Annotated in this window: 13 protein-coding genes; 6 read left to right on the forward strand and 7 right to left on the reverse strand. The window is 64.6% G+C overall.

Annotated elements, in window-relative coordinates; all coding sequences use genetic code 11:
- The first annotated feature begins 16 nt into the window (after window positions 1-16).
- Together DCG74_RS24250 and DCG74_RS24255 are read left to right on the forward strand one after the other, a co-directional pair.
- The gene (locus DCG74_RS24250) at window positions 17-844 is read left to right on the forward strand and encodes a hypothetical protein (RefSeq protein ID WP_172788949.1); all 828 of its coding nucleotides are present in this window, start codon (window positions 17-19) and stop codon (window positions 842-844) included.
- A 265-nt stretch (window positions 845-1,109) separates the two neighbouring features.
- A complete protein-coding gene (locus DCG74_RS24255; protein ID WP_172788948.1) occupies window positions 1,110-4,211 on the forward strand; it encodes an AAA family ATPase in 3,102 nt (1,033 codons plus the stop codon).
- Between the two features lie 33 nt (window positions 4,212-4,244).
- On the opposite strand, the gene DCG74_RS24260 is transcribed toward DCG74_RS24255, so the two are convergent.
- Entirely contained in the window at window positions 4,245-8,063 is a 3,819-nt protein-coding gene (locus DCG74_RS24260) for a Dyp-type peroxidase domain-containing protein (protein ID WP_172788947.1), read from the reverse strand.
- 633 nt (window positions 8,064-8,696) lie between these two features.
- Here DCG74_RS24260 and DCG74_RS24265 point away from each other — a divergent pair.
- From DCG74_RS24265 to DCG74_RS24280, 4 genes are all read left to right on the forward strand, one after another.
- Window positions 8,697-9,728, forward strand: coding sequence for a TRAP transporter substrate-binding protein (locus DCG74_RS24265; RefSeq protein ID WP_172788946.1), 1,032 nt, complete (start codon window positions 8,697-8,699; stop codon window positions 9,726-9,728).
- A 27-nt stretch (window positions 9,729-9,755) separates the two neighbouring features.
- Window positions 9,756-11,645 carry a TRAP transporter large permease subunit gene (locus DCG74_RS24270; protein WP_172788945.1) on the forward strand — a complete coding sequence of 630 codons (1,890 nt, stop codon included), beginning with the start codon at window positions 9,756-9,758 and terminating at the stop codon, window positions 11,643-11,645.
- Between the two features lie 21 nt (window positions 11,646-11,666).
- Window positions 11,667-13,316: an acyl-CoA synthetase gene (locus tag DCG74_RS24275; protein ID WP_172788944.1), complete on the forward strand. Its 1,650-nt coding sequence runs from the start codon at window positions 11,667-11,669 to the stop codon at window positions 13,314-13,316.
- Between the two features lie 253 nt (window positions 13,317-13,569).
- A complete protein-coding gene (locus DCG74_RS24280) occupies window positions 13,570-14,874 on the forward strand; it encodes an Nramp family divalent metal transporter (protein WP_246709009.1) in 1,305 nt (434 codons plus the stop codon).
- Window positions 14,875-15,012: 138 nt separating this feature from the next.
- Here DCG74_RS24280 and DCG74_RS24285 read toward each other — a convergent pair whose 3' ends face one another.
- From DCG74_RS24285 to DCG74_RS24310, 6 genes are read right to left on the reverse strand one after another with little or no spacing between them, the layout of a single operon-like run.
- Window positions 15,013-15,810, reverse strand: a complete 798-nt coding sequence (locus tag DCG74_RS24285; RefSeq protein WP_172788942.1) for an MBL fold metallo-hydrolase — start codon at window positions 15,808-15,810, stop codon at window positions 15,013-15,015.
- A 13-nt stretch (window positions 15,811-15,823) separates the two neighbouring features.
- The gene (locus DCG74_RS24290; RefSeq protein WP_172788941.1) at window positions 15,824-16,600 is read right to left on the reverse strand and encodes a TatD family hydrolase; all 777 of its coding nucleotides are present in this window, start codon (window positions 16,598-16,600) and stop codon (window positions 15,824-15,826) included.
- Window positions 16,601-16,613: 13 nt separating this feature from the next.
- Window positions 16,614-18,569 (reverse strand): methionine--tRNA ligase, encoded by a 1,956-nt coding sequence (gene metG / locus DCG74_RS24295; protein WP_172788940.1) that lies wholly within the window; start codon window positions 18,567-18,569, stop codon window positions 16,614-16,616.
- Window positions 18,570-18,616: 47 nt separating this feature from the next.
- Window positions 18,617-19,663 carry a DNA polymerase III subunit delta' gene (locus DCG74_RS24300; RefSeq protein ID WP_172788939.1) on the reverse strand — a complete coding sequence of 349 codons (1,047 nt, stop codon included), beginning with the start codon at window positions 19,661-19,663 and terminating at the stop codon, window positions 18,617-18,619.
- Window positions 19,660-20,346: a dTMP kinase gene (tmk, locus tag DCG74_RS24305; RefSeq protein ID WP_172788938.1), complete on the reverse strand. Its 687-nt coding sequence runs from the start codon at window positions 20,344-20,346 to the stop codon at window positions 19,660-19,662. The genes DCG74_RS24300 and tmk overlap by 4 nt, the downstream gene beginning before the upstream one ends.
- 2 nt (window positions 20,347-20,348) lie before the next feature.
- Complete coding sequence (locus DCG74_RS24310; protein ID WP_172788937.1) at window positions 20,349-21,611, reverse strand: D-alanyl-D-alanine carboxypeptidase family protein; 1,263 nt, start codon at window positions 21,609-21,611, stop codon at window positions 20,349-20,351.
- Between the last annotated feature and the right edge of the window lie 66 nt (window positions 21,612-21,677).

Raw genomic sequence — 21,677 nt, forward strand, 5'->3', positions numbered from 1 at the left:
GTCTTCCGGAATTGCAATGAGATTGCCTGCCTTGCTCTGCCTGCTCGTCCTGGCCGCGCCTGCCCGTGCTGCCGCGCCAGAGCAGCACTATCTCGACCTGCGCGACCGCTACATCGCAAAATTTTCCAGCGCCAAGGAGAGCGACGAGATCTACAAGCAGCATGATGCGGCCCTGAAGGAGCTGGCCGGCGTGCTGCGCGGCCTGGTCGGTCCGGTCGCGATCAAGGGGCTCCCGGCCGAGGGCAAGTCCAACGTCGATACGCTGTTCAAGAGCGACATCGGCTTCGGCCATCTCGACGGGCTGAGCTTCGCTTCCGAAGGCGACAAGATGCAGGCCGTGGTGACCACGACCGGGCTGCTCAGGCATTGGCTGAGCGAGCATCGCGAGGACGGCATGCCGCTGGAGAGCGGCGCAGCGTTGAAATCCGACCGCTTCTATTATTATGCGATCCAGGACGCCGCCTTCGCGATCTATGCGGAGCTGCCGATCACCAAGCCGGCAAGGGCGAGCGCCGCAGCCGCTGTGCTCGGCGTGCGCGGCAATGGCGACCTCAAGGGTCCCCCGGACGAAATCGACGTCGTCGCGATCCAGGGCGACAAGGTCTATTTCCTCGCGGCAACGGAGGCCGTGAAGACCGCCCCGATCCCGGCCTGCGAGAAAGTCTGGAAGCAGATGATGGCAAAGCCCGTCGACAAGAAGGATCCGCGCGGCGAGATGACCCGCGAAGACAAGGCGATGACCGCCTTCACTTCGTGCTTCGCCAAGGAAGCCCCGAGCCAGAGCTGGTATGCGGCCGCCGTCAAGAAGGCGCAGAGCCAGTTGGAGCGGCTGCCGCTTCCCTAGAACGCCAGCTCAAGATCCTCCACCTTGATACTCCGCCTTGGCCTGTGCCGGCGAGGCGGCCGACGCGCCGTCCGGCAAAGGGCAAGACATGAGATTTTTGAGCAAGTTAGACCGATAAGCGCCGTGTTCGGCGGATGCAATCCGCGAGCTTCCACTTGCGGGTTAGGCGAGATACTATGGCCTTTTGTCATACTTGCTGCATCCGGTCTGGCACCAGCTGGGGGACCGTTCTTGCGGTTCGTCAACGATTTGGCTGCGATTGACGATGAGTACGCAAACCCGCGATCCAAAAGGCGAACGTCATCGATTGACGGTGCTGTTCTCTGACCTTGTGGGGTCCACGGCCCTGGGCAGAGATGTCGAGTCCGAGCACCTTTCCGAGCTCCTCAGCCAATTGCGGCAGATCTGGCATCGCGCGGTGGCCAAGCACGGCGGTCACATCATCAGAACACAGGGAGACGGTGCCCTCGCTATTTTCGGCCATCCCCAGTCGGGCGAGGACGACGGTCGTCGTGCTGCGGAAGCAGCGCTCGATATTCACCAATGGGTCGGGCAGCTGCGTCACGATGGCGTGTCGCCGGCGCTGATGCCGCTGCGAATGCATTCGGGTATCCATGCCGGCACCGTGCTCCTGACCCAAGGCGACATCGAGTCCGGCCGGTATGACCTGATCGGCGATGTCGTAAACACGGCGGCGCACCTGTCGCGTCACGCCGGTCCGGATCAGATCCTCGCCAGCCTCGATGCCCTTGGGCCGCACGCCAACTTCTTCGAGCTCGGTGCCCACCTCCCATCGGGAGGGATTTCCGGAATGCCGCAGGCGAGGCTGGTGCTGAGACGAAGCACGGCGACCCGACGCTTCGAGGCAACCTCGCGCCGCGGCTTGACACCCTTCATCGGTCGCAACGAGGTATTCGGCTTCCTGACACGCTTTCTGAGCGAGGCACCTCTGCCCGCGCAACGCTGCACGGTCGTCGTGGGCGGCCCCGGCCTCGGCAAGACGCGTCTTCTGGAAGAAGTGCTGGAGCACGTCGGCACCGAGCGCTTCAGGCTGCTGCGGGGCAGCTGCGAGAGTTATGTCGGTGCCGAGGTTCTGCAACCGTTCCTGCAAATGCTGCGCTCCGCTCTCGGAATAGGCCCGGATGCTTCCATCGTTGAGGCCAAGGAGACCGCGCGCACGGCTCTGGAGCCATGGGCCGCCCAGCTCGGCCCGCATGCAGAATCGATCCTCGCTCTGGCGTCGGCCGGCGCCGATGCGCGCGGCGGCCGCATCACCGTCGACGGCGTCGTCGGCGATCTCCTCGCGTTCTTCACCGGCCTGTCGGCGCAGGGCCCGCTGGTGCTGGTGATCGACGATTGGCAATGGTCCGACGATGCAAGCCGCCAATTGCTCCAGGCCTTGCTGGAATTGCCCAACGGACCTCGTGTCATCCTCGCCAGCCGGCCACGCGAGGACGGCACCGAATGGATTTCAGGCGCGCCGCACCTGCTCCTCGAACCGTTTCAGGGGCCCGAAACCGACCTTGCCGTACGCCGCTGGGTGCCGCAGGCCGATCCATTCCTCGTCGCGCGCATCCACGCCTACGCGGGCGGAGTGCCGTTGTTCATCGAAGAGCTCTGCCATTCCATCGCCGCCAACGATCCTGCTTCATTCGAAGCGCGCAGCAAACAGGGCTGGATCGCAACACTGGTCGCCTCGCGCCTGGCACGCCTGCCGTCCGATGAGGCGAAGGTGGTCCGCGCCGCGGCCGTCATCGGCAACACCGTGCCGCACGGGTTGCTGGTTTCGGCCTGCGGCAGCGAACCCGACCCGGCCATCGTGCGGGCATTGGCCGATGCGGACTTTCTCTATGCCGATCCAGGGGGCGACGTCCTGCGCTTCAAGCACGGCATCACGCGCGACGCGGTCTACGACAGCATTGGCTTGCACGAGCGTCAGGCATTGCACAAGCGGATCGAAGCCACCTTGCTGGCGCGGTCCGAGCAGGCTGATCGCGAGGACGCGATGGAAGCTCTGGCCTATCATTCGCGCGGCGCAGGTCATTGGGAAAGCGCCGCCCGCTATGCCGAACGCGCCGGCGACAAGGCCATGGCTGCATTCGCGCTCGATCGTGCCAGTGCGCAGTACCAGGTCGCCATGCAAGCGCTGGATCGCGTGCCGGATCGCTCCCGCGAGCAATCGCTGCGCTGGTGCTTGCTGGCCAATAAGCTTGGTATGGCCAACATCTTCGACCCGCTGTCGCTGACCGACGATACGTCCGTGTTCGAACGCGCGGTTGCGATCGCGTCCTCCCTCGGCGAGACCGCCGCGATGGCGAGCGCCTATGAATGGCTCGGCTACATGTGCTACGGGTTCGGCCGCTTCCGGGACGCTGTGACACACACGCGGACGGCACTGGAATTGGCGCGCAAGCTCGGTGATCATCGCCTGATCGCCCAGATCGAAGCAACGCTCGGGCAAATTCTGGCCGCAAGCTGTCAGTACGACGAAGCCATCGCCCTGATCGACGCTGCCATTTCGACCAAGCAGCAGCGCACCCGGCGGCATGGCGCGATATCCTTCGGAGCGGCCTACGCGCTGTCGTGCAAGGGCGGCATCCTCGCGGATCGCGGCGATTTCGACGGTGCCCACGCATGTTTCCGCGAAGCCATGGCCCTGGTCGAAGGCTCGACCCATCCGGTCGTCAATTCCGTACGCAACTGGATTGCGGTCGCGCTGAACTGGCAGGGCCGCTGGCGCGAGGCGGAGCAGCTTGCCGTCGAAGGGGCGCGCATCGCCGAGAACACCCGCAGTCTGCTGCTGCTGGCGGATTGCCGGGCCGCCTCGGGATTTGCCCGCTGGTCGGCGGCCGCCGACGCCGATGGCTTGCTGCAGCTGCGCAACGCCGCGGAATGGATGGAGCGGCGCAATTTTCAATTCTACACGTCGGTTCAATATAGCTGGCTCGTCGAGGCGGCGACGGCCGAAGGCGACGTCGAGACGGCACGGCGATATGCCGCCCATATCCTGCGCCGCGCGCGCGAAGGCGAGCGGCTGGGCGAGGCGGCGGCGTGCCGCTCGCTGGCGAGGCTCGCAGCCCGGCGCCAGGATCTTAGCCTCAGCGAACGGTGGTTGCAGCGGGCCGAGGCCTCCGCAGGCTGGCGCGGTTCGCTGCGCGATGCGGCCCTGAACCTGGCCCTGCACGGCGAGCTTCTCGCGGGGCAGGGCCAGGGCGAGGCGGCCCGCCAGACCATTATTGAAGCCGCCGAGAAACTCAAGGCGATCGGCATGCACTGGCATGCGGAGCAGGCGATCCGGCTCTTCATCGGCACACCCGTCGTCTACGCCAACGATCAACTCGGTCGTGCTCAGCCTTGTGCCGTCTAGTCGCTGCGCCGCCTGTCCTGAACGGCTCCAAATTTAGCGCAGAGCTGGACTCGGCGGCGCGGGAACCCTTCCGTCCATCGTCAGGCTCATTGGAATGGGGCCGGCCCGCAAGGGTAGCGGCGTCTCCACCAATGCGCTGAAGAAACCCAGCATCACTGCCAATGCCGGATCTGCTCCGGGACATGAATGCGTGGGATGCCCCGCGACCCTGCGGTTGCCGCCGAAGGCGTGATAGAGGTCCTGACGACCTTCGGCGAGATTTTGCTGGGTGGCGGAGACCGCGCCCGCGACGATGACGTCTCCCGGCCTGACCTCGACACCTCCGATGGTTTGCGAAACGACGGCTGTCCGCCAGATCAGTTCGGGCACCGCGCGAAGCTGCATCGCGGGGATGAAGTCGTCTCTCAGGCGGTTGAGGGCGTCCATGTAGTTCTTTGCCTCCGTGCCGGCATAGCGAGCGCGCAACGCCCACAGCGTTCCTTCGCGCAGCCATTCGTTCAATATCCTGCGCAGGTTGCCGTCGACGGTCGGAATGAAGCCCATCATGGCGCCGGCGATGGTACGAGCCACGAACGGAATGTCGCCGGTGCCTCGCGGCGAATTGTAAACCGCCTTCGTCACGGGTCCGCTCGTCGGCCCGAATTGCGTCAGGAAACTCTCCATGGCGCGGCGCGCAGCGTCGCCATGTGCCGCGCCGATCGCCTCCACCGTCGTGTTCGGGTGGGGCTGGAAGATGTAGCGCGAAGGGGAGAGGAAATGGCCGGGATAACCGGGCGGCTCGCCTGGCTTCCAATCCCAGCGATAGCCGATGCGGCGGAAATGCCCCCCGTCTTCGCTCAACCCGAACCACGCTTCGCAGAAGGCGGCGAGCAGCGGATCCACCAATTCGTGCACGTCGACGGTCAGTTCCCAGCTCGCTTCGCCGTCGCTAGCGGCATAGTCAATCATCTGCTTGACCATGAAGCCCAGCACCTTCTGTGTGACTGTGCGCGCCAGCTCGAATGCGGCGGGTTGGTCAAGGGCCATGATCGCAGCGTTGCAGGCTGCGGATTCCTGCTCATAGACTTGGTCAGGCTGTCCGGCGTCGCGGCCAAGATAGAGGATGCCGAACGACCGCAGCATGCGGGGAAGGTAGCCGGTGATGGTCAGCTTGGTGTCGGAATCGGCAAAGACCCGGTAGACCATGTCGCGGTCGGCGACCAAGACACCGAAGGGCGTGCGGAGCGCGCCGCCGTGGCGCTCGCGGATCGCAGCCCAGATCGACGCGTTGACGAAATGCGAGGCCGAATCCGGATCTTCGAGCGCCGTCTTCCATGCGGCCATCGCCGCGGCTTCGCCCTGCCGGCCCTCGATCAGGCGTAGACGCGCGATCTCCTTTTCCCCCTGATCGACGCTCCACGTCACCGCCGGTTTGTGCCCCTGGCTCGCCGCCCATTGCTGAAGATCGGCAAGCGCCTTCTTGGATGGCGCGAAGAAATACGCTCCCCATTCCAGACGCACGAAGGGACGGGGTTCGTCGTGGAGGCGGTCCGAGCCGTCCAGCGCCACGCGAATGGTTTGGCCTCCATGCTCGAAACGGAAATGTCGGAGCCGGCCAGGCTCGGCGAGGCCGAGGAAAGGATCGCTTACCCCCGAAGACGACCCCGAGCTGTTGCCGCCGGCCAGCCAGCTCTGCACCACCTCGAACTGCTCGCCGAGGCTGGCATTGTAGGCCATGAAGACCAGGCCGCGTTCTGGTTGCGGAGCGGATCTGGCGGCTTGCGAGTCGACGGGCGGACCGTAGGACATGCCGCGCCTGACGATCCGTGGGGGCCTGGCGCCGGCATCCGCCTTGGTGATCGAGAGGCGCGGATTGGCGCGCCGTATGTGCGCGTGAAATGGGCACAGTTGGGCCTGCGGATCGGCGTCGTAGTTGAAGTCGTTGTAGCCTTTGTCAGGGGGCGGAGTAGGGGTCAGGGGTTGGCCGGCCTGGGGATGGCCCGTCGGCCAGCGTCCCATCATCTTGGCCATCAACATCTCGCGCGTCAGGGCAGGTGCGTCCGGTCCGGCCGTCTCGGTCGCCTGTCGCGTCGCGCGGCACAGGACGTCCTCCAGCTGCTCGACATCTTGTCGCAGCTTGCGCAGCGCCATGAAGCTGCCGTCGCGGAGCATTGCGTGAGCACGATTGGTCGCGTCGCCGAGCGGCGCGGTCTCGTCGGCGAGGTTGGGGTAGCCGCACAGAATCTCGCCAAGATGCACCCGATTGGAATAGACCTCGCCGGCCTCGCTCGCGTCCAGCACCGGGTTCGAACTGCCATCGGCGAAACCAAAATGGTCCTTCATGTTCTCAGAGGACCCAACACGTTGCCGCTGCATCCACTGAATCGACAGCGGCCTGACGCCTGGATCCACCTCGACCAGGCGGTTCATTTCGGCCATCAACGGTTTTCTCGCGTCCGCCGCCGTCTGCGGGTCCTTGTTCGGGTCCTTGGTCAGCAGGCGAAGCTGAAGGACGGCATGGACGGAGCTCATGCTGATGCGCGGCGCCGGGGCGCCTTCGGGCAGGTCCGGCGCGTTGATCCCGAGCGCCCAGTTGCTGGCCGGAAGGCGCCATCGCTGGGGGTGATTCCAGCGCACGTCGCCGAGCAGGCCGGCGCGTCTTTCCATGCCCTGCACAAACTCTTCCGGCAGTGTGCGCACCTCTTCGTCCGACAGGCCGGCCTGACGCAGCCCCTCGACCGTGAATGCGATGTTGGTGACGATCTGCCCCGGTGTCAGAACGTCGGCTGCGGACGTCACCTGTAGGACGTCGAGAAACGCCGCCAGCGCGGCCGGATTGGCGAACTGCAACAGCAGCAGGCAGCCGTGATCCGAAGCGGGGTAGGCGGAGAGAATCCCGCCTTGCACGTTGCAGCGATCCTGCAACGGCGATTGGGGCGGCAGGGCGAGCGGCAGCTTTTGTCGCACCGGCGCCACGTCGGGTGGGGTCATCAACCAGTGCAGCGCTTCTTCATAGCGCCGGCTGGCGCGTTTGACGCCTTCCGCATAGGCGGGGGTATTGATCATGGTGACGAATTCCGGCAGCAGCTCGTGGGCGGCCCGATGCAGAATCACTCCGTCATGCGTCCCCGGCGGATAGAAGTCGGCCAGACGGTAGAGCCCCGCCAGCGCAAGGATGCCGTGGCGAAAGGCAGGCCGGCCGGCCGCTTCGGGGGTGAGCGTTTCGCTGAAGCCGGCATTGGTTGGATCGGCGCCCTGGAATACCGAGCGTCGCGCAATCTCTTCCGGCGACGGAATCCTCATCCGCGTGACGATCTGATCGGCGCCGGCGCCCGAGGCGCGCCGATAGACCCGCTCCTCCATCCGCAGGAAGCGCGTGTCGTCCACGGTCAGGTCGGGGGTGGCGTAGAGGAAATAGGCTTCGGTCTGCCTGCTCTTGAGCCAGATACCCCAGTTCTCGTAGGTGTTCTCGTGCCCGAGCACGTAGCCCTCGGTATTGCAGAAGATGAGGTCGAGCAGCCGGGCGGCCTTCTGCCAGATGACGCGGACATAGGCTTCCCAGGAGCCGTCGAACGTCGCGGTCAGCAGCACGTAGTCCACGGCATCGACGGAATCGTCCTCGGGTTCGAGCACGGCGATGCCGACCGAGTGGATCCGTCCGACGCGATCCACGGAATCGGACAGCACGCGAGCGAGCTCGTATTCATACGCATTGGCGCGTCCGCTATTCAGCGCCCGCAATACATATTTGACGCGGGTCTTGTACGTGGTCGCATCCAGGGAGGGCACGAACCCCTTCTTGATCGGAGCCATCACCCTGAAATCGGACGTGCCGGCCATGCTGCCGGTCTTGATGGTCAAATCACGACGCATGTCTCTGGCTCCCCCGGGTCGCACGCGGGCTGGAGGCGCCTTCGCGCCTGGGCCCGGCAACCGAAACGTGTTTCGTTATGCAACGCTATTTAGGAATAGTGCGGCTCTCGGCCGTTCAAATGTATGAACTGGCCCACACTCTCCGAACTTTCGGGCGCGGCGCGCAGGCGGAAGTTTCGCCGGAGCAATGCAATCCGGTAGCCTGCGAGAGGGGCATAGGTTTGAGCCCGGGAAGGGGCGGCAATCGGGCTCGCGCGCGAGCTAGCGGTGCAGCTCACAGGCCGTGCAGACAGCGGTCGGCACCCATATCCCTGATTCGCATAAGGTATATTATGGAATATATTTATCTACAATCAGATCAATAGTTTAGCCAAAACTCCTCCAACGGTATCTCCACTTGAGCGCTGGTTGCGGCCTGCGCCTCGACCGTCGCCGGAGCTCGTGTCGGCTACTGTGCATGGGGTTGTTTTTGCAGATTTGAAATCGGGTCTCCTGTGCCGAAAGCCGATATTGCCGTGACCTTGTCCGGCTGCAATAAGCGAGGCTTCCGCGAGATCGCAGATGACCTTAAGGCGACCGTCCGTATAGGTTTGCATCTCAGAACAACAACAAACCTTCCGAGGAAGCAGACCCATGGTCTTTTCGACGCGCTTTTCCCGACGCACGCTTCTCAAGGCCTCCGCCGCGACCGCGGTCCTGGGCGGCATCGGTGCGCCCCATGTGGCCCGTGCCCAGAGCGCCGAGTTCACCTACAAGTACGCCAATAACCTGCCCGACACCCATCCGCTCAACGTCCGCGCCAAGGAGATGGCGGCGGCGATCAAGACCGAGACAGGTGGCAAGTTCGACCTGCAGATCTTCCCGAACAACCAGCTCGGCTCGGACACCGACATGCTGAGCCAGATCCGCTCCGGCGGCGTCGAGTTCTTCACGCTGTCGGGCCTGATCCTGTCGACCCTGGTGCCGGCAGCGTCGATCAACGGCATCGGCTTCGCGTTCCCGGACTACGATACGGTCTGGAAGGCCATGGACGGCGATCTCGGCGCCCATGTCCGCGGCGAGATCAAGAAGGCCGGTCTCGAGGTCATGGACAAGATCTGGGACAACGGCTTCCGCCAGACCACGTCCTCGACCAAGCCGATCACCGGGCCTGACGACCTCAAGGGCTTCAAGATCCGGGTGCCGGTGTCGCCGCTGTGGACCTCGATGTTCAAGGCGTTCGATGCCGCACCGGCCTCGATCAATTTCAGCGAAGTCTATTCGGCGCTGCAGACCAAGATTGTCGAGGGCCAGGAGAACCCGCTGGCCATCATCTCGACCGCCAAGCTCTACGAGGTGCAGAAGTACTGCTCGCTGACCAACCACATGTGGGACGGCTTCTGGTTCCTGGCCAACCGCAGAGCCTGGGAAAAGCTGCCGCAGGACGTGCGCACCGTGGTCGCCAAGAACATCAATGCCGCCGCGGTCAAGGAGCGCGAGGATACCGCCAAGCTCAACGCCAACCTGCAGCAGGAGCTCGCGGGCAAGGGCCTGACCTTCAACCAGCCGGCCGTGGCGCTGTTCCGCGACAAGCTGCGCGCTGCCGGCTTCTATGCCGAATGGAAAGGCAAGTATGGCGATCAGGCCTGGGAGCTCCTGGAGAAGGCCGTCGGCAAGCTGTCGTAACGCGTTGGGCCCGAGGTCAGTATCAGGATGGCTCACGTCGGGATCGAGGTGACCGAAGTGGTGGGCGAGGTGACGTTGCAGTCCCCTCGCCGACCTTCGCTGCTGACTTCGCTCGAGCGCGTGCTCGGTCTCGTCGTCGAAATCCCGGCGGCGACCCTGGTCGTCGCCGAGATCGTGATCCTGTTTGCCGGTGTGGTCGCGCGCTACGGCCTGCACCGGCCGCTGATCTGGTCGGACGAGCTCGCCTCGATCCTGTTCCTGTGGCTTGCCATGCTGGGCGCGGCAGTCGCGTTCCGCCGCTCCGAGCATATGCGCATGACCGCGATCGTCGCGAGCGCCAGGCCGGCGATGCGAGCCTATCTCGATCTGGTCGCGACCTCGGCCGCGCTGGCGTTCCTGGCGCTGATCGTCTGGCCGTCCTGCGACTATGCCTACGAAGAGAGCTACATCACCACGCCGGCGCTGCAGATCTCCAACATGTGGCGCGCCGCCGCGCTGCCCGCCGGCGTCGGGCTGATGGCGGCCTTTGCCTTGCTGCGGCTGCTACGCGCGGCCGACTACCGGATGGTAGCCACAGCCGTGCTGTCGGTTGCGATCGTGATCGGCCTGTTCTGGCTAGCGGAGCCGCTCCTGCGGCCGCTCGGCAATCTCAACCTCGTCATCTTCTTCGTCGGCGTTGCCGGCTTCTGCGTCTTTGCCGGCGTTCCCATTGCGTTCGGCTTTGGCCTCGCCATCTTCGGCTATCTCGCGCTGACGACGCGCACACCCGTCATGGTGCTGGTCGGGCGCATGGACGAGGGCATGAGCCACCTCATCCTGCTTTCCGTGCCGCTGTTCGTGTTCTTAGGCCTGCTGATCGAGATGACCGGCATGGCGCGGGCCATGGTGGCGTTCCTGGCGAGCCTGCTCGGCCACATCAGGGGCGGCCTGCATTACGTGCTGGTCGGCGCGATGTACCTCGTCTCCGGCATTTCCGGCGCCAAGGCCGCCGACATGGCCGCGGTCGCGCCGGTGCTGTTCCCTGAGATGAAACAGCGCGGCGCAAAGCCCGGCGATCTCGTCGCGCTGCTGGCGGCAACAGGCGCCCAGACCGAGACCATTCCGCCGAGCCTGGTGCTGATCACGATCGGCTCGGTGACGGGCGTCTCGATCGCCGCCCTCTTCACCGGAGGCCTGCTGCCCGGCGTCGTGCTCGCGGTCACGCTCTGCATGCTGGTGTGGTGGCGCTACCGCCACGAGGACATGAGCCATGTCCGCCGCGCCACCGCTTCCGAGATCGGCAAGACCTTCGTCATTGCCCTGCCCGCGCTCGCGCTGCCCTTCGTGATCCGCTATGCCGTGGTCGAGGGCATCGCGACCGCCACCGAGGTCTCGACCATCGGCATCGTCTATGGCGCGCTCGTCGGCCTCCTGGTGTACCGCCGGTTCGACTGGCGGCGGCTGTTTCCGATGCTGGTCGAGACCGCCGCGCTGTCGGGCGCGATCCTGCTGATCATCGGCACCGCCACCGGCATGGCCTGGGGCCTGACACAGTCCGGCTTCTCGCGCTCGCTGGCCGCGGCCATGACCGGATTGCCAGGGGGAGCTGCGACCTTCATTGCCGTGTCCATCCTGGCCTTCACCATCCTCGGCAGCGTGCTGGAGGGCATTCCGGCCATCGTGCTGTTCGGGCCGCTGTTGTTCCCGATCGCCCGCGCCGTCGGCGTGCACGAGGTGCACTATGCCATGGTGATCATTCTGGCCATGGGTATCGGGCTATTCGCCCCGCCCTTCGGTGTCGGCTATTATGCCGCCTGCGCCATCGGACGCGTCGATCCGGCCGAAGGCATCAAGCCGATCTGGGGCTATCTGCTGGCGCTGCTGGTGGGATTGATCATCGTCGCGATCTTCCCCTGGATCTCGATCGGATTTCTTTGAAGCTGTTTAAGGAGGGTGTCGATGAGTGAGCGACCGAACCCGTACAATATCGGCCTCGACAAGACGCGAGCCAATTATGTGCCGCTGAGCCCGCTCAGCTTCCTCGCGCGCAGCGCCGCCGTCTATCCCGATCACGTCAGCACGGTCTATGAAGGCCGCAGCTTCACCTGGGCGCAGACCTATGAGCGCTGCCGGCGCTTTGCGTCCTGGCTCGCAGGCAAGGGCATCGGCGTCGGCGACACCGTCGCGGCGATGCTGCCGAACATTCCCGCGATGAACGAGGCGCACTTCGCCGTGCCCATGACGGGCGCGGCGCTCAACGCGCTCAACATCCGCCTCGATGCGCCTTCGATCGCGTTCCAGCTCGACCATGGCGGCGCGAAAATCATCCTGGTCGATCCCGAGTTTTCAGGCGTCATCAGCGACGCGCTGGCGAAGATGACCGGCCCCAAGCCGTTGGTGATCGACGTCGACGATGCATCGTTCAAGGGCGGCAAGCGCATCGGCGAGATCGAATATGAGACGGCGGTCGCCGAAGGCGATCCCGGCTTCGCGCCGATCACGCCACGCGATGAATGGGACGCGATCGCACTGAGCTACACCTCGGGCACGACGGGCAATCCCAAGGGCGTCGTCACCCACCATCGCGGCGCCTATCTGAACGCCGTCAGCAACATCCTCGCAGGCAATCTCGGCCAGCATCCGGTCTATCTCTGGACCCTGCCGATGTTCCACTGCAACGGCTGGTGCTTTCCGTGGACCATCGCGGCCGCCGCCGGCATCAATGTCTGCCTGCGCAAGGTCGAGCCGACAAAAATATTCGAGCTGATCAAGAGCCAGGGCGTGACCCATATGTGCGGCGCGCCGATCGTCTACAACACGCTGATCAACGCCCCCGATGCGCCCAAAGGCAATGCCGCCCGCCGCGTCGTCGGCCTGATCGCGGGCGCTGCGCCGCCGGTCGCCGTGCTGGAAGGCGCCGAAAGCATCGGCATCAAGCTGACGCATGTCTACGGCCTGACCGAGGTCTACGGCCCCGCCTCCGTCTGCGCCGAGCAGCCGGGCTGGGACGAGCTCCCTCCCGCCGAGCGCGCCCGCATGAAGCGCCGGCAGGGCGTGCCCTACCCGCTCGAGGAAGCCGTCACTGTGATCAATCCGCAGACCATGCTGGAGGTGCCGCGCGACGGCGAGACCATCGGCGAGGTCATGTTCCGCGGCAACATCGTGATGAAGGGGTACCTGAAGAACGAGAAGGCGACCAAGGAAGCCTTCGAAGGCGGCTGGTTTCACACCGGCGATCTCGGCGTGCTCGACGAGCACGGCTACGTCATCATCAAGGACCGCTCCAAGGACATTATCATCTCCGGCGGCGAGAACATCTCCTCCGTCGAGGTCGAGGACGTCCTCTACAAGCACCCGGCCGTGCTGTTCGCCGCCGTGGTCGCAAAGCCCGATCCGAAATGGGGTGAAGTACCTTGCGCCTTCGTCGAGCTGAAGGACGGCGCGAGCGCAACCGAGGCCGAGATCATTGCGTTCTGCCGAACGCACATGAGCGGCTTCAAGACGCCGAAGGCGGTCGTGTTCGGGCCGATCCCGAAGACGTCCACCGGCAAGATCCAGAAATTCCTGCTGCGTAACCAGGTGGACTCAGCGAAGGCGATCTCAGCGTGAGCTTCTCGCGGCCTCACAAAGGGATCTGAAAGTCTCCGCCCGCGCGATGATTGTGCGCAGGACACGTCGGAGACGCATTCCCGCCGCAGCCCGGGGCAGGCTTCGACCGCCTCGGGTAGCATCCTTATCGACAGCCACACCAGGGCTCCCGCTTGCAAGTGAGCCTGACGACTGAAACGCGTGTAGCGGAGGAACCTCCCGCATGCGGGACCATTGGTGTTCGACCTTTCCCGAACCACGCTCGGAATGCACGTTGCCAAAGGCTGAGAACGACGGCGAACAATCTGAAGCTCCCTCCCCAAACCCGAAGCGACGTGGTCTCGCGCGCTCGCTCGGGCTAGGTGTGGTCACCGGAGCCGCTGACGACGATTGCTCGGCCATAGGAACCTATGCGAGCGCCGGAGCGCAATTTGGAACATCGCTGTTGTGGACTGCCCCCATCACGTTTCCAATGATGTTCGCGGTCGTCTACCTCTCCTCCAAGCTCGGGCAGGTCAGCGGCAAGGGGCTGTTTCACGTCATCAAAGATCACTATTCAAGTTGGGTCCTCTGGCCGACGCTGATAGGCGTGCTGGTTGGGAACACCATCGAAGCGGCCGCGGATCTCGGAGGCATGGCAGCAGCGCTCGGACTGTTCGTTCCGTTGCCTGCTCCGGTCATCGTGTCCGGCGTCGCCCTCGCGATTCTCGCGCTTCAGGTTTGGGGTTCGTACGAGACCATCCGCAACATTTTCAGATGGCTCGCCTTGGTGCTGTTTGCCTATGTCGGTTCGGCCCTTCTCGCCAAGCCGGACCCGTGGGAGGTGCTGCGCGGCACCTTGGTTCCGACCGTGCAATTCTCAGGCGAATTTCTCTCTATCCTCGTTGCGATTATCGGCACGAGCCTGTCGGCGTACCTCTACACCTGGCAATCCAATGTCGAGGTCGAGGAGAAGATTCAGCAGGGACGCACCACGCTGGAGGAGCGGCGCGGAACGACGCAGGGCGATTTGCGCCGATCGCGCAATGATATCCTGACCGGAATGCTGTTCTCCAACATCATCATGTATTTCATCATCCTTTCGACCGGCGCCACCCTTCACAAGGCGGGCCAAACCAATATCGACACGGCGGCACAGGCCGCCGAAGCCTTGCGCCCGATCGCCGGGGACACAGCAGGCATCCTGTTCGCGGTCGGAATTATCGCAGTCGGCTTCCTCGCTGTGCCGATCATGACCACCGGCGCGGCCTACGATCTCTGTCAGGTGATAGGCTGGAAGAGCAGCCTGCACGCGCGTCCCAAGGAGGCCAAGAAATTCTATGCAGTGATCGCCGGCTTTACGCTGGTTGCGGTCGTCCTGAATTTTCTTGGCTTCAATCCCATGCGCGCGCTGGTCTATTCCGGGATCGTACAGGGCTTTTCGACCCCGCCGCTGCTGTTGTTCATCCTGTTGATGACAAACAACCGCAAGATCATGGGTGATAAAGTCAACACCCTGCCGCTCAACATCCTCTCGTGGATTACGGTGGGCGCAATCTTCGCGGCGACGGCGGGCCTCGTCGCTTCCTGGTTCATCTAGTCTTGGCTAAGCGCGATCGGATCGGGATGGATCCTTACCGCGCCTTACCTCATGGCTCGCGCATGGTCGTTTCGTAAATCGCTGCACCCTTGCCCGGATCATGCTTTAACGTTTCACTGACCAGAATTCTTGCTCGCCTCAGTGCGTCTCCAGCCGCAGCCCGTCATAGGCCGGCACCACGCCAGGGGGCAGCGACTGCCGGATGACCTCGTAGTCGACATCGGCGGTCATGTTGGTGATGACCGCGCGCTTCGGCTTGAAGCGCTCGATCCAGGACAGCGCATCGTTGATGCTGAAATGGCTGACATGGCTGGTATAGCGCAGGCCGTCGACGATCCAGAGATCGAGATTCTCCAGCGCGCCCCAGCTCTCGCGCGGGATATCATTGAGATCCGGCGTATAGGCCGCATTCCCGATGCGGTAGCCGAGCGCGGGAATGTTGCCGTGCTGCACCAGAAACGCAGTCATCGTCACGGCGCCGCCCTTCCCCAGAATGGTCTGGCTTTCGCCCGCCTCGATCGAATGCCGGGTCAGGATCGGCGGATAATCGCTGCCCTCGGGCGAGATGAAGCAATACGAGAACCGCGACAGGATGTCCTTGGCGGTCGACTGGTTGAAATAGGTCGGAATGCGCCGGCGCATGTGCATGACGACCGACCGCAGATCATCCATGCCGTGAGTCTGGTCGGCATGCTCGTGGGTCAGGAACACCGCATCGATGTGGTCGACATTGGTCGAGAGCAATTGCTCGCGCAGGTCCGGTGAGGTGTCGATCACGATGCGTGTCGTACCGTGCTCGGACGTCCGTTCGACCAGCAGCGAGCAGCGGCGCCGGCGGTTCTTGGGATTGTTGGGATCACAGGCGCCCCAGCCGAGCGCCGGGCGCGGCACGCCGGCGGAGGAGCCGCAGCCCAGGATCGTCAGCGTCAGCGTCATGCGGCTCCCAGTCTCAAGCTTTCACCTTCGAGAACAGGCGGAAGAAATTTTCGCTGGTCTGGCGCGCAACCTCGTCAAGCGACACGCCGCGCGTCTCGGCGAGTACTTTTGCGACCTCGACCACGTAGGCCGGCTCATTGCGCTTGCCCCGAAACTTGCCGGGCGCAAGATAGGGCGAGTCTGTTTCAACCAGAATACGGTCGGGCGGCAGTTCGGCTGCGAGCGCGCGCAATGCCTCCGATTTCTTGAAGGTCAGGATTCCCGTGAAACCGATATAGAGCCCGAGCGACACCGCCTTCAGCGCCAGCTCGCGCCCGCCCGTGTAACAATGCAGCACGGCGCGAAACGATCCCTTTGCCGCCTCCTCTTCCAGAATGCGCGCGCAGTCCTCGTCGGCCTCGCGGGTATGGATCACCAGCGGCAGGCCGGTGGCACGGGCGGCGGCGATGTGGGCGCGAAAGCCCCTCGCCTGCGCTTCCGGCGAGCCGTTGTCGTAGAAATAATCGAGCCCGGCTTCACCGAGCGCGACGACCTTGGGATGCTGGGTCAACGCAATCAGCTCGTCCGGCGCGATGCCGTCCTCCTCGTCCGCATGATGCGGGTGGGTGCCGACCGAGCAATAGACGTCGTCATACCGCTCGGCGATCTTGAGCAGGTCCTTTAGCCGCCGCACCCGCGTCGAGATCGTGACCATGCGCGCGATGCCGGCGGCTCGCGCCCGCGACACGATCCCGTCGAGATCTTCCGCAAAGTCCGGAAAATCCAGATGGCAATGACTGTCGACCAGCATCGTGCGAGCGCCTTCAGGCCGCCGGCTCAATGTAGCGCGGAAACGCCGGCGTCGGCGCCGGCAGCGTCGAATCGGGCGCGATGCGCTTTGCGCCGCCGAGCATGGCGAAGTTGCGCTCGGCTTCGGGGATACCGAGGCTGTCGAGCAGCTTGCCGGAGGCGGTCGGCATCGCTGGCTGAGCCAGGATCGCGATCTGGCGCACGACTTCGGCGGTGACGTAGAGCACCGTCTTCTGCCTGGCGGGATCGGTCTTGGCGAGCGCCCACGGCGCCTCGCCCGCAAAATAGCGGTTGGCCTCCGCGACCACGGCCCAGACGGCGTTGAGCCATTGATGGATCTGCTGCGTCGCCATGGCCTCGCGCGACGCTGCAATCATGCCGTCGGCCATCGAAAGGATCGCCTTGTCGTTGTCGCTGAACTCGCCGGGCTCAGGCAGCACGCCGCCCAGTTGCTTGGCGATCATCGAGAGCGAACGCTGCGCGAGATTGCCGAGATCGTTGGCGAGGTCGGCATTGATGCGCGCCACGATGGCCTCGTGATTGTAGTTGCCGTCCTGGCCGAACGGCACCTCGCGCAGGAAGAAGTAGCGCATCTGGTCGACGCCGTACTGCTCGGCCAGGTTGAAGGGATCGACGACGTTGCCGACCGACTTCGACATCTTCTCGCCCCTGTTGAACAGGAAGCCGTGGGCATAGACCCGCTTCGGCAGTGGGATGCCGGCCGAGAGCAGGAAGGCGGGCCAGTACACCGCATGGAAGCGGATGATGTCCTTGCCGATGATGTGCACATCGGCCGGCCAGTAGCGCCAGTTCTTGTCGCTCTCGTCGGGGAAGCCGACGCCGGTGATGTAGTTGGTCAGCGCGTCGACCCAGACATACATCACATGCTCTTCGTCGCCGGGCACCTTCACGCCCCAATCGAACGTGGTGCGCGAGATCGAGAGATCGCGCAGACCGCCCTTGACGAAGCTCACCACCTCGTTCTTGCGGGAATCCGGCCCGATGAAATCGGGGCGGTCCGCATAGAGCTTGAGCAGCTTGTCCTGGTAGGCCGACAGGCGGAAGAAATAGCTCTTCTCCTCCACCCATTCCACCGGCGTGCCCTGTGGTCCGAGCCGCACGCCGTCGTCGTTCACGCGCGTCTCGTCCTCGGCGTAATAGGCCTCGTCGCGGACCGAGTACCAGCCCGAATAGGTGTCGGCGTAGATGTCGCCGCTCGCTTCCATGCGCCGCCAGATCTCCTGGCTGGAGCGATGGTGCTGCTCCTCGGTGGTGCGAATGAAGCGGTCGAACGACACGTCCAGGCGCTCGTCCATCTCCTTGAAGCGGCCGGCATTACGCGTCGCGAGCGCGGCAGCGGACATGCCTTCGTTCGCCGCCGTCTGGATCATCTTCTGACCGTGCTCGTCGGTGCCGGTCAGGAAGAACACATCCTTGCCGTCGAGGCGCGCAAAGCGCGCCAGCGTGTCGGTCGCAATCGCCTCATAGGCATGGCCGATATGCGGGCTGCCGTTGGGATAAGCGATCGCGGTTGTGATGTAGAAGACGTTGTCGCGCGCGACCGCGGGCGCGGCAACTTGCGGCGAAGTGACGGGCTTTGGCGCACGCGGGGCCTTTGGCTTCGTCGGCTTTGGCTTCACAGGCGTGACGACGGGAGCCGGCGCGGCGGCCACGGCAGGCGCAGTCGCCTCTTTCGCGACCTTCTTCGCCGGAGCCTTGGCCGGCCGCTTGGCAGCCTTCTTTACCGCCTTCTTGGCGACGACCTGCTTCTTCGCGGCCTTCTTGCCCGCCTTCTTTGCTGCGCCCTTCTTCACGCTCTTCTTGACGGCACCCTTCTTGGTCTTTTTGACCTTCTTGGCGGCTTTGCTCGCGCGCGCCTTCACGGTCTTTTTCGCGGCTTTCTTGACGGCCTTCTTCGTAGACTTCTTGCCGCTCTTGCGTTTGACGGATTTCTTAGCTCGCGTTGCCACCACGAATTCCTTTACCGGCTTCTCGAATTTTGGAAACGGCTCGGCGCTTAGCGCGTTGCGTCCGCCAGCCAGCCAAACACCGAGAAAACCAAGGGCTTGCGCTCCAGATTGTAGGTTTCGGTGTCGCGCGCGGCGCGGACGATCTTTTCCCATACCTCAGCTAGCCGCGCAAGGCGCGGCAGGTTCTGGTTGGCATTGGCCTCATCCGCATGCAGGCGCTCCGCAATCCAGCGGTCGATGCCGTCGATGAAGGCCGCAAGCGCCACGCGGTCGCTGGTGCCAAGCGAATCGCCGAGCGTGTGCAATTCGCGCGGGTCGACCTGCGGCAGGCGCGCGAGCAGCGCCGCCGTGCGCTGCTGAAGTTTCAGGGCGTCGCCACCGAGCAACGTCAGCGCCCGTGCGACGCTGCCCTCGGAGGCCTCGGCCGCCTCGCGCAGCGCGGCATCGTTCGGATCGAGCCCGGCCGCTGAAGCCGCAGCGTCGATCACCTCGTTCGTGGCGAGCGGCCGCAGGCGCAGCTTGCGGCAGCGCGACTGGATCGTGGCGAGCACCCGCGCGGGCGCGTGGCTGACCAGCAGGAACAGTGATTGCTGCGGCGGCTCCTCGAGAATTTTCAGAAGCGCGTTGGCCGCGTTTGGATTGAGTTCGTCGACGGTGTCGACGATGCAAACGCGCCAGCCTTCGGCCGCCGCGGTCGATCCGAAGAACGCGATCGTCTCGCGCGTCTCGTCCACGGTGATCACGGTGCGCATCACGCCGCGCTCGTTGGCGGTGCGCTCGATCGTCAGCAGGCCACCATGTGAGCCGGCCGCCACCTGCCGCGCCACGGCGTCGTCGGGACCGATCGCAAGGCTCTCGGCGCGCTGCACGGCCGGCGCCAACGGCTGCGCATGGGCGAGCACGAACCCCGCCATCCGATAGGCCAGCGTGGCTTTGCCGATCCCCTGCGATCCGCCGATCAGCCAGGCATGGGGAATGCGCCCGCTGCGATAGGCATCGAGCAGCGCAGCCTCCGCCTCGCGATGGCCGAACAGCTGCGACGTCTCGCGCGGATGCGGTACGGCGGTTTCCCGCTCGGCCTGACGCGGACTCATATCGACACCACTGACGCAGGCGTGGGCAGCAGACGCTCGCGCAGCGCGGTCCAGACGCGCGCGGCAACTGTGTCCGGATCGGAATTGGCGTCGATCAGCACGCAGCGCGCCGGATCCTCCGCCGCGATCCTGCGATAGGCCTCGCGCAAGCCCTCGTGGAAGCTGAGCTTCTCGGCCTCGAACCGGTCAGGCGTACTGCTGCCGCGGCGCGCGGCGGCGCGTTGCAAGCCAATCTCGACCGGCAAGTCGAGGATGATGGTGAGGTCCGGCTTGAGATCGCCGATGGTGACCCGCTGCATGGCGTTGATCAGGCCCTCAGGTACGCGGCCCAGGCTGCCCTGATAGGCCCGCGTCGAGTCGGCGAAGCGGTCGCACAGCACCCAGACGCCCTGGCTCAATGCCGGCTGAATCACGGTGTGGACATGGTCATCGCGCGCGGCGGCAAACAGCAGCGTCTCGGCTTCGGGACCGAGCAGCTTGCCCATGCCCGACAGCACCAGATGGCGCATGATCTCGGCGCCCGGCGAGCCGCCCGGCTCACGCGTGACCCGGATGCGAAGCTTGGCCGCCGTGAGGCGATCGGCGAGCTTCTTGATCTGGGTCGACTTGCCCGTGCCCTCGCCGCCTTCAAAGGTGACGAAGCGTCCCCGTCCGGACGGCCGCTGTGCAGCGCTCTCACTCATGATCAGAGCTTCTCGGCACCTGCGCGGAACATGCCGATCACGAGCTCGCTGGCGCCGTCGATCGCGCGGCGCATGGTCGAGCCGGTGCTGATCGCCTCGGCGGCATAGACCGGCGTCTCGACCGCGATGTTGCCGCTGCGCCAGACCCTGACCACGCCGACCCGCTGGCCGGCCTCGACCGGCGCGCGCACCGGGCCGCTGTAGACGATGCGCGCAATCAGCTTGTCGCTGCCGTTCTTGTGCACCATCACCTTCACCGGCGTCTTGGCGACGAGCTTGACCGACCGGCTCTCGCCGCCGAACACCTTGGCGTAACCGACGGGCTGCTCGGCCGCGATCAGGGTGCGGGTCTCGAAATTGCGAAAACCCCATTCCAGCATCTTCTTGGCTTCCGTGGCGCGGTCCTCGGGATCTTCGAGTCCGTTGACGACGACGATCAGCCGCGTGCCGTTCTGCACGGCAGAGCCGACCATGCCGTAGCCACCTTCCTTGGTGTAGCCGGTCTTCAGACCGTCAGCGCCTTCCATCGAATTGAGCAGCGGATTGCGGTTGGGCTGGCGGATCTTGTTCCAGGTGAACTCCTTCTCGCCGAACAGTTTGTAGAATTCCGGGAATTCCAGGATGATGTGCCGGGCGAGCATGCCGAGCTCGCGCACCGTCATCTTGTTGCCGGGATCGGGCAGACCGTTGGAATTGGCGAAGGTCGACTTGGTCATGCCAAGCTCGCGGGCGCGCTTGGTCATGAAGTCGGCGGCAAAAATCCGCTCGTTGCCCGCCATGGCTTCGGCAAGCGCGATGCAGGCGTCGTTGCCGCTTTGGATGATCGCGCCGCGCAGCAGATCGTCGACCGAGACCTTGCTGTTGATGGCGGCGAACATGGTCGAGCCGCCCGAGGGGGCGCCGCCTCTGCGCCAGGCGTTCTCGCTGATCCGGTACTCGTCGGTCAGCTTGATGTCACCCTTCTTGACCGCGTTGAAAACGACCTCCGCCGTCATCAGCTTCATCATGCTCGAAGGCGCGCGCAGCTCGTCGGCGTTCTTCTCGAACAGCACGCTGCCTGATGAGGCTTCGATCAGGATCGCGGTCGGGGCATCGCCATCGAAGCCGGCGTCTTCCGCTTTCTTGGCGCCCTGGACGCTCTGGTTGGCCGCATAGAGCGCCCCACCCCAGCCGATGCCAGCCACCAAAACCGTCGCGATCAGCCCACGCGCCAGCGTTCCGGCGGTGAGCCAGTTGCGACGAAGCAAAGGAAGACGAAGTGCCATGGCGAAGCCCTGAGAGAGGCGTTCTAACAGCTGGAACAGATGCGAACAACACGCGGTTGGACGCTG

The organism is Bradyrhizobium sp. WBAH42 (assembly GCF_024585265.1).
In the GTDB taxonomy this organism is placed as follows: Bacteria; Pseudomonadota; Alphaproteobacteria; order Rhizobiales; family Xanthobacteraceae; genus Bradyrhizobium.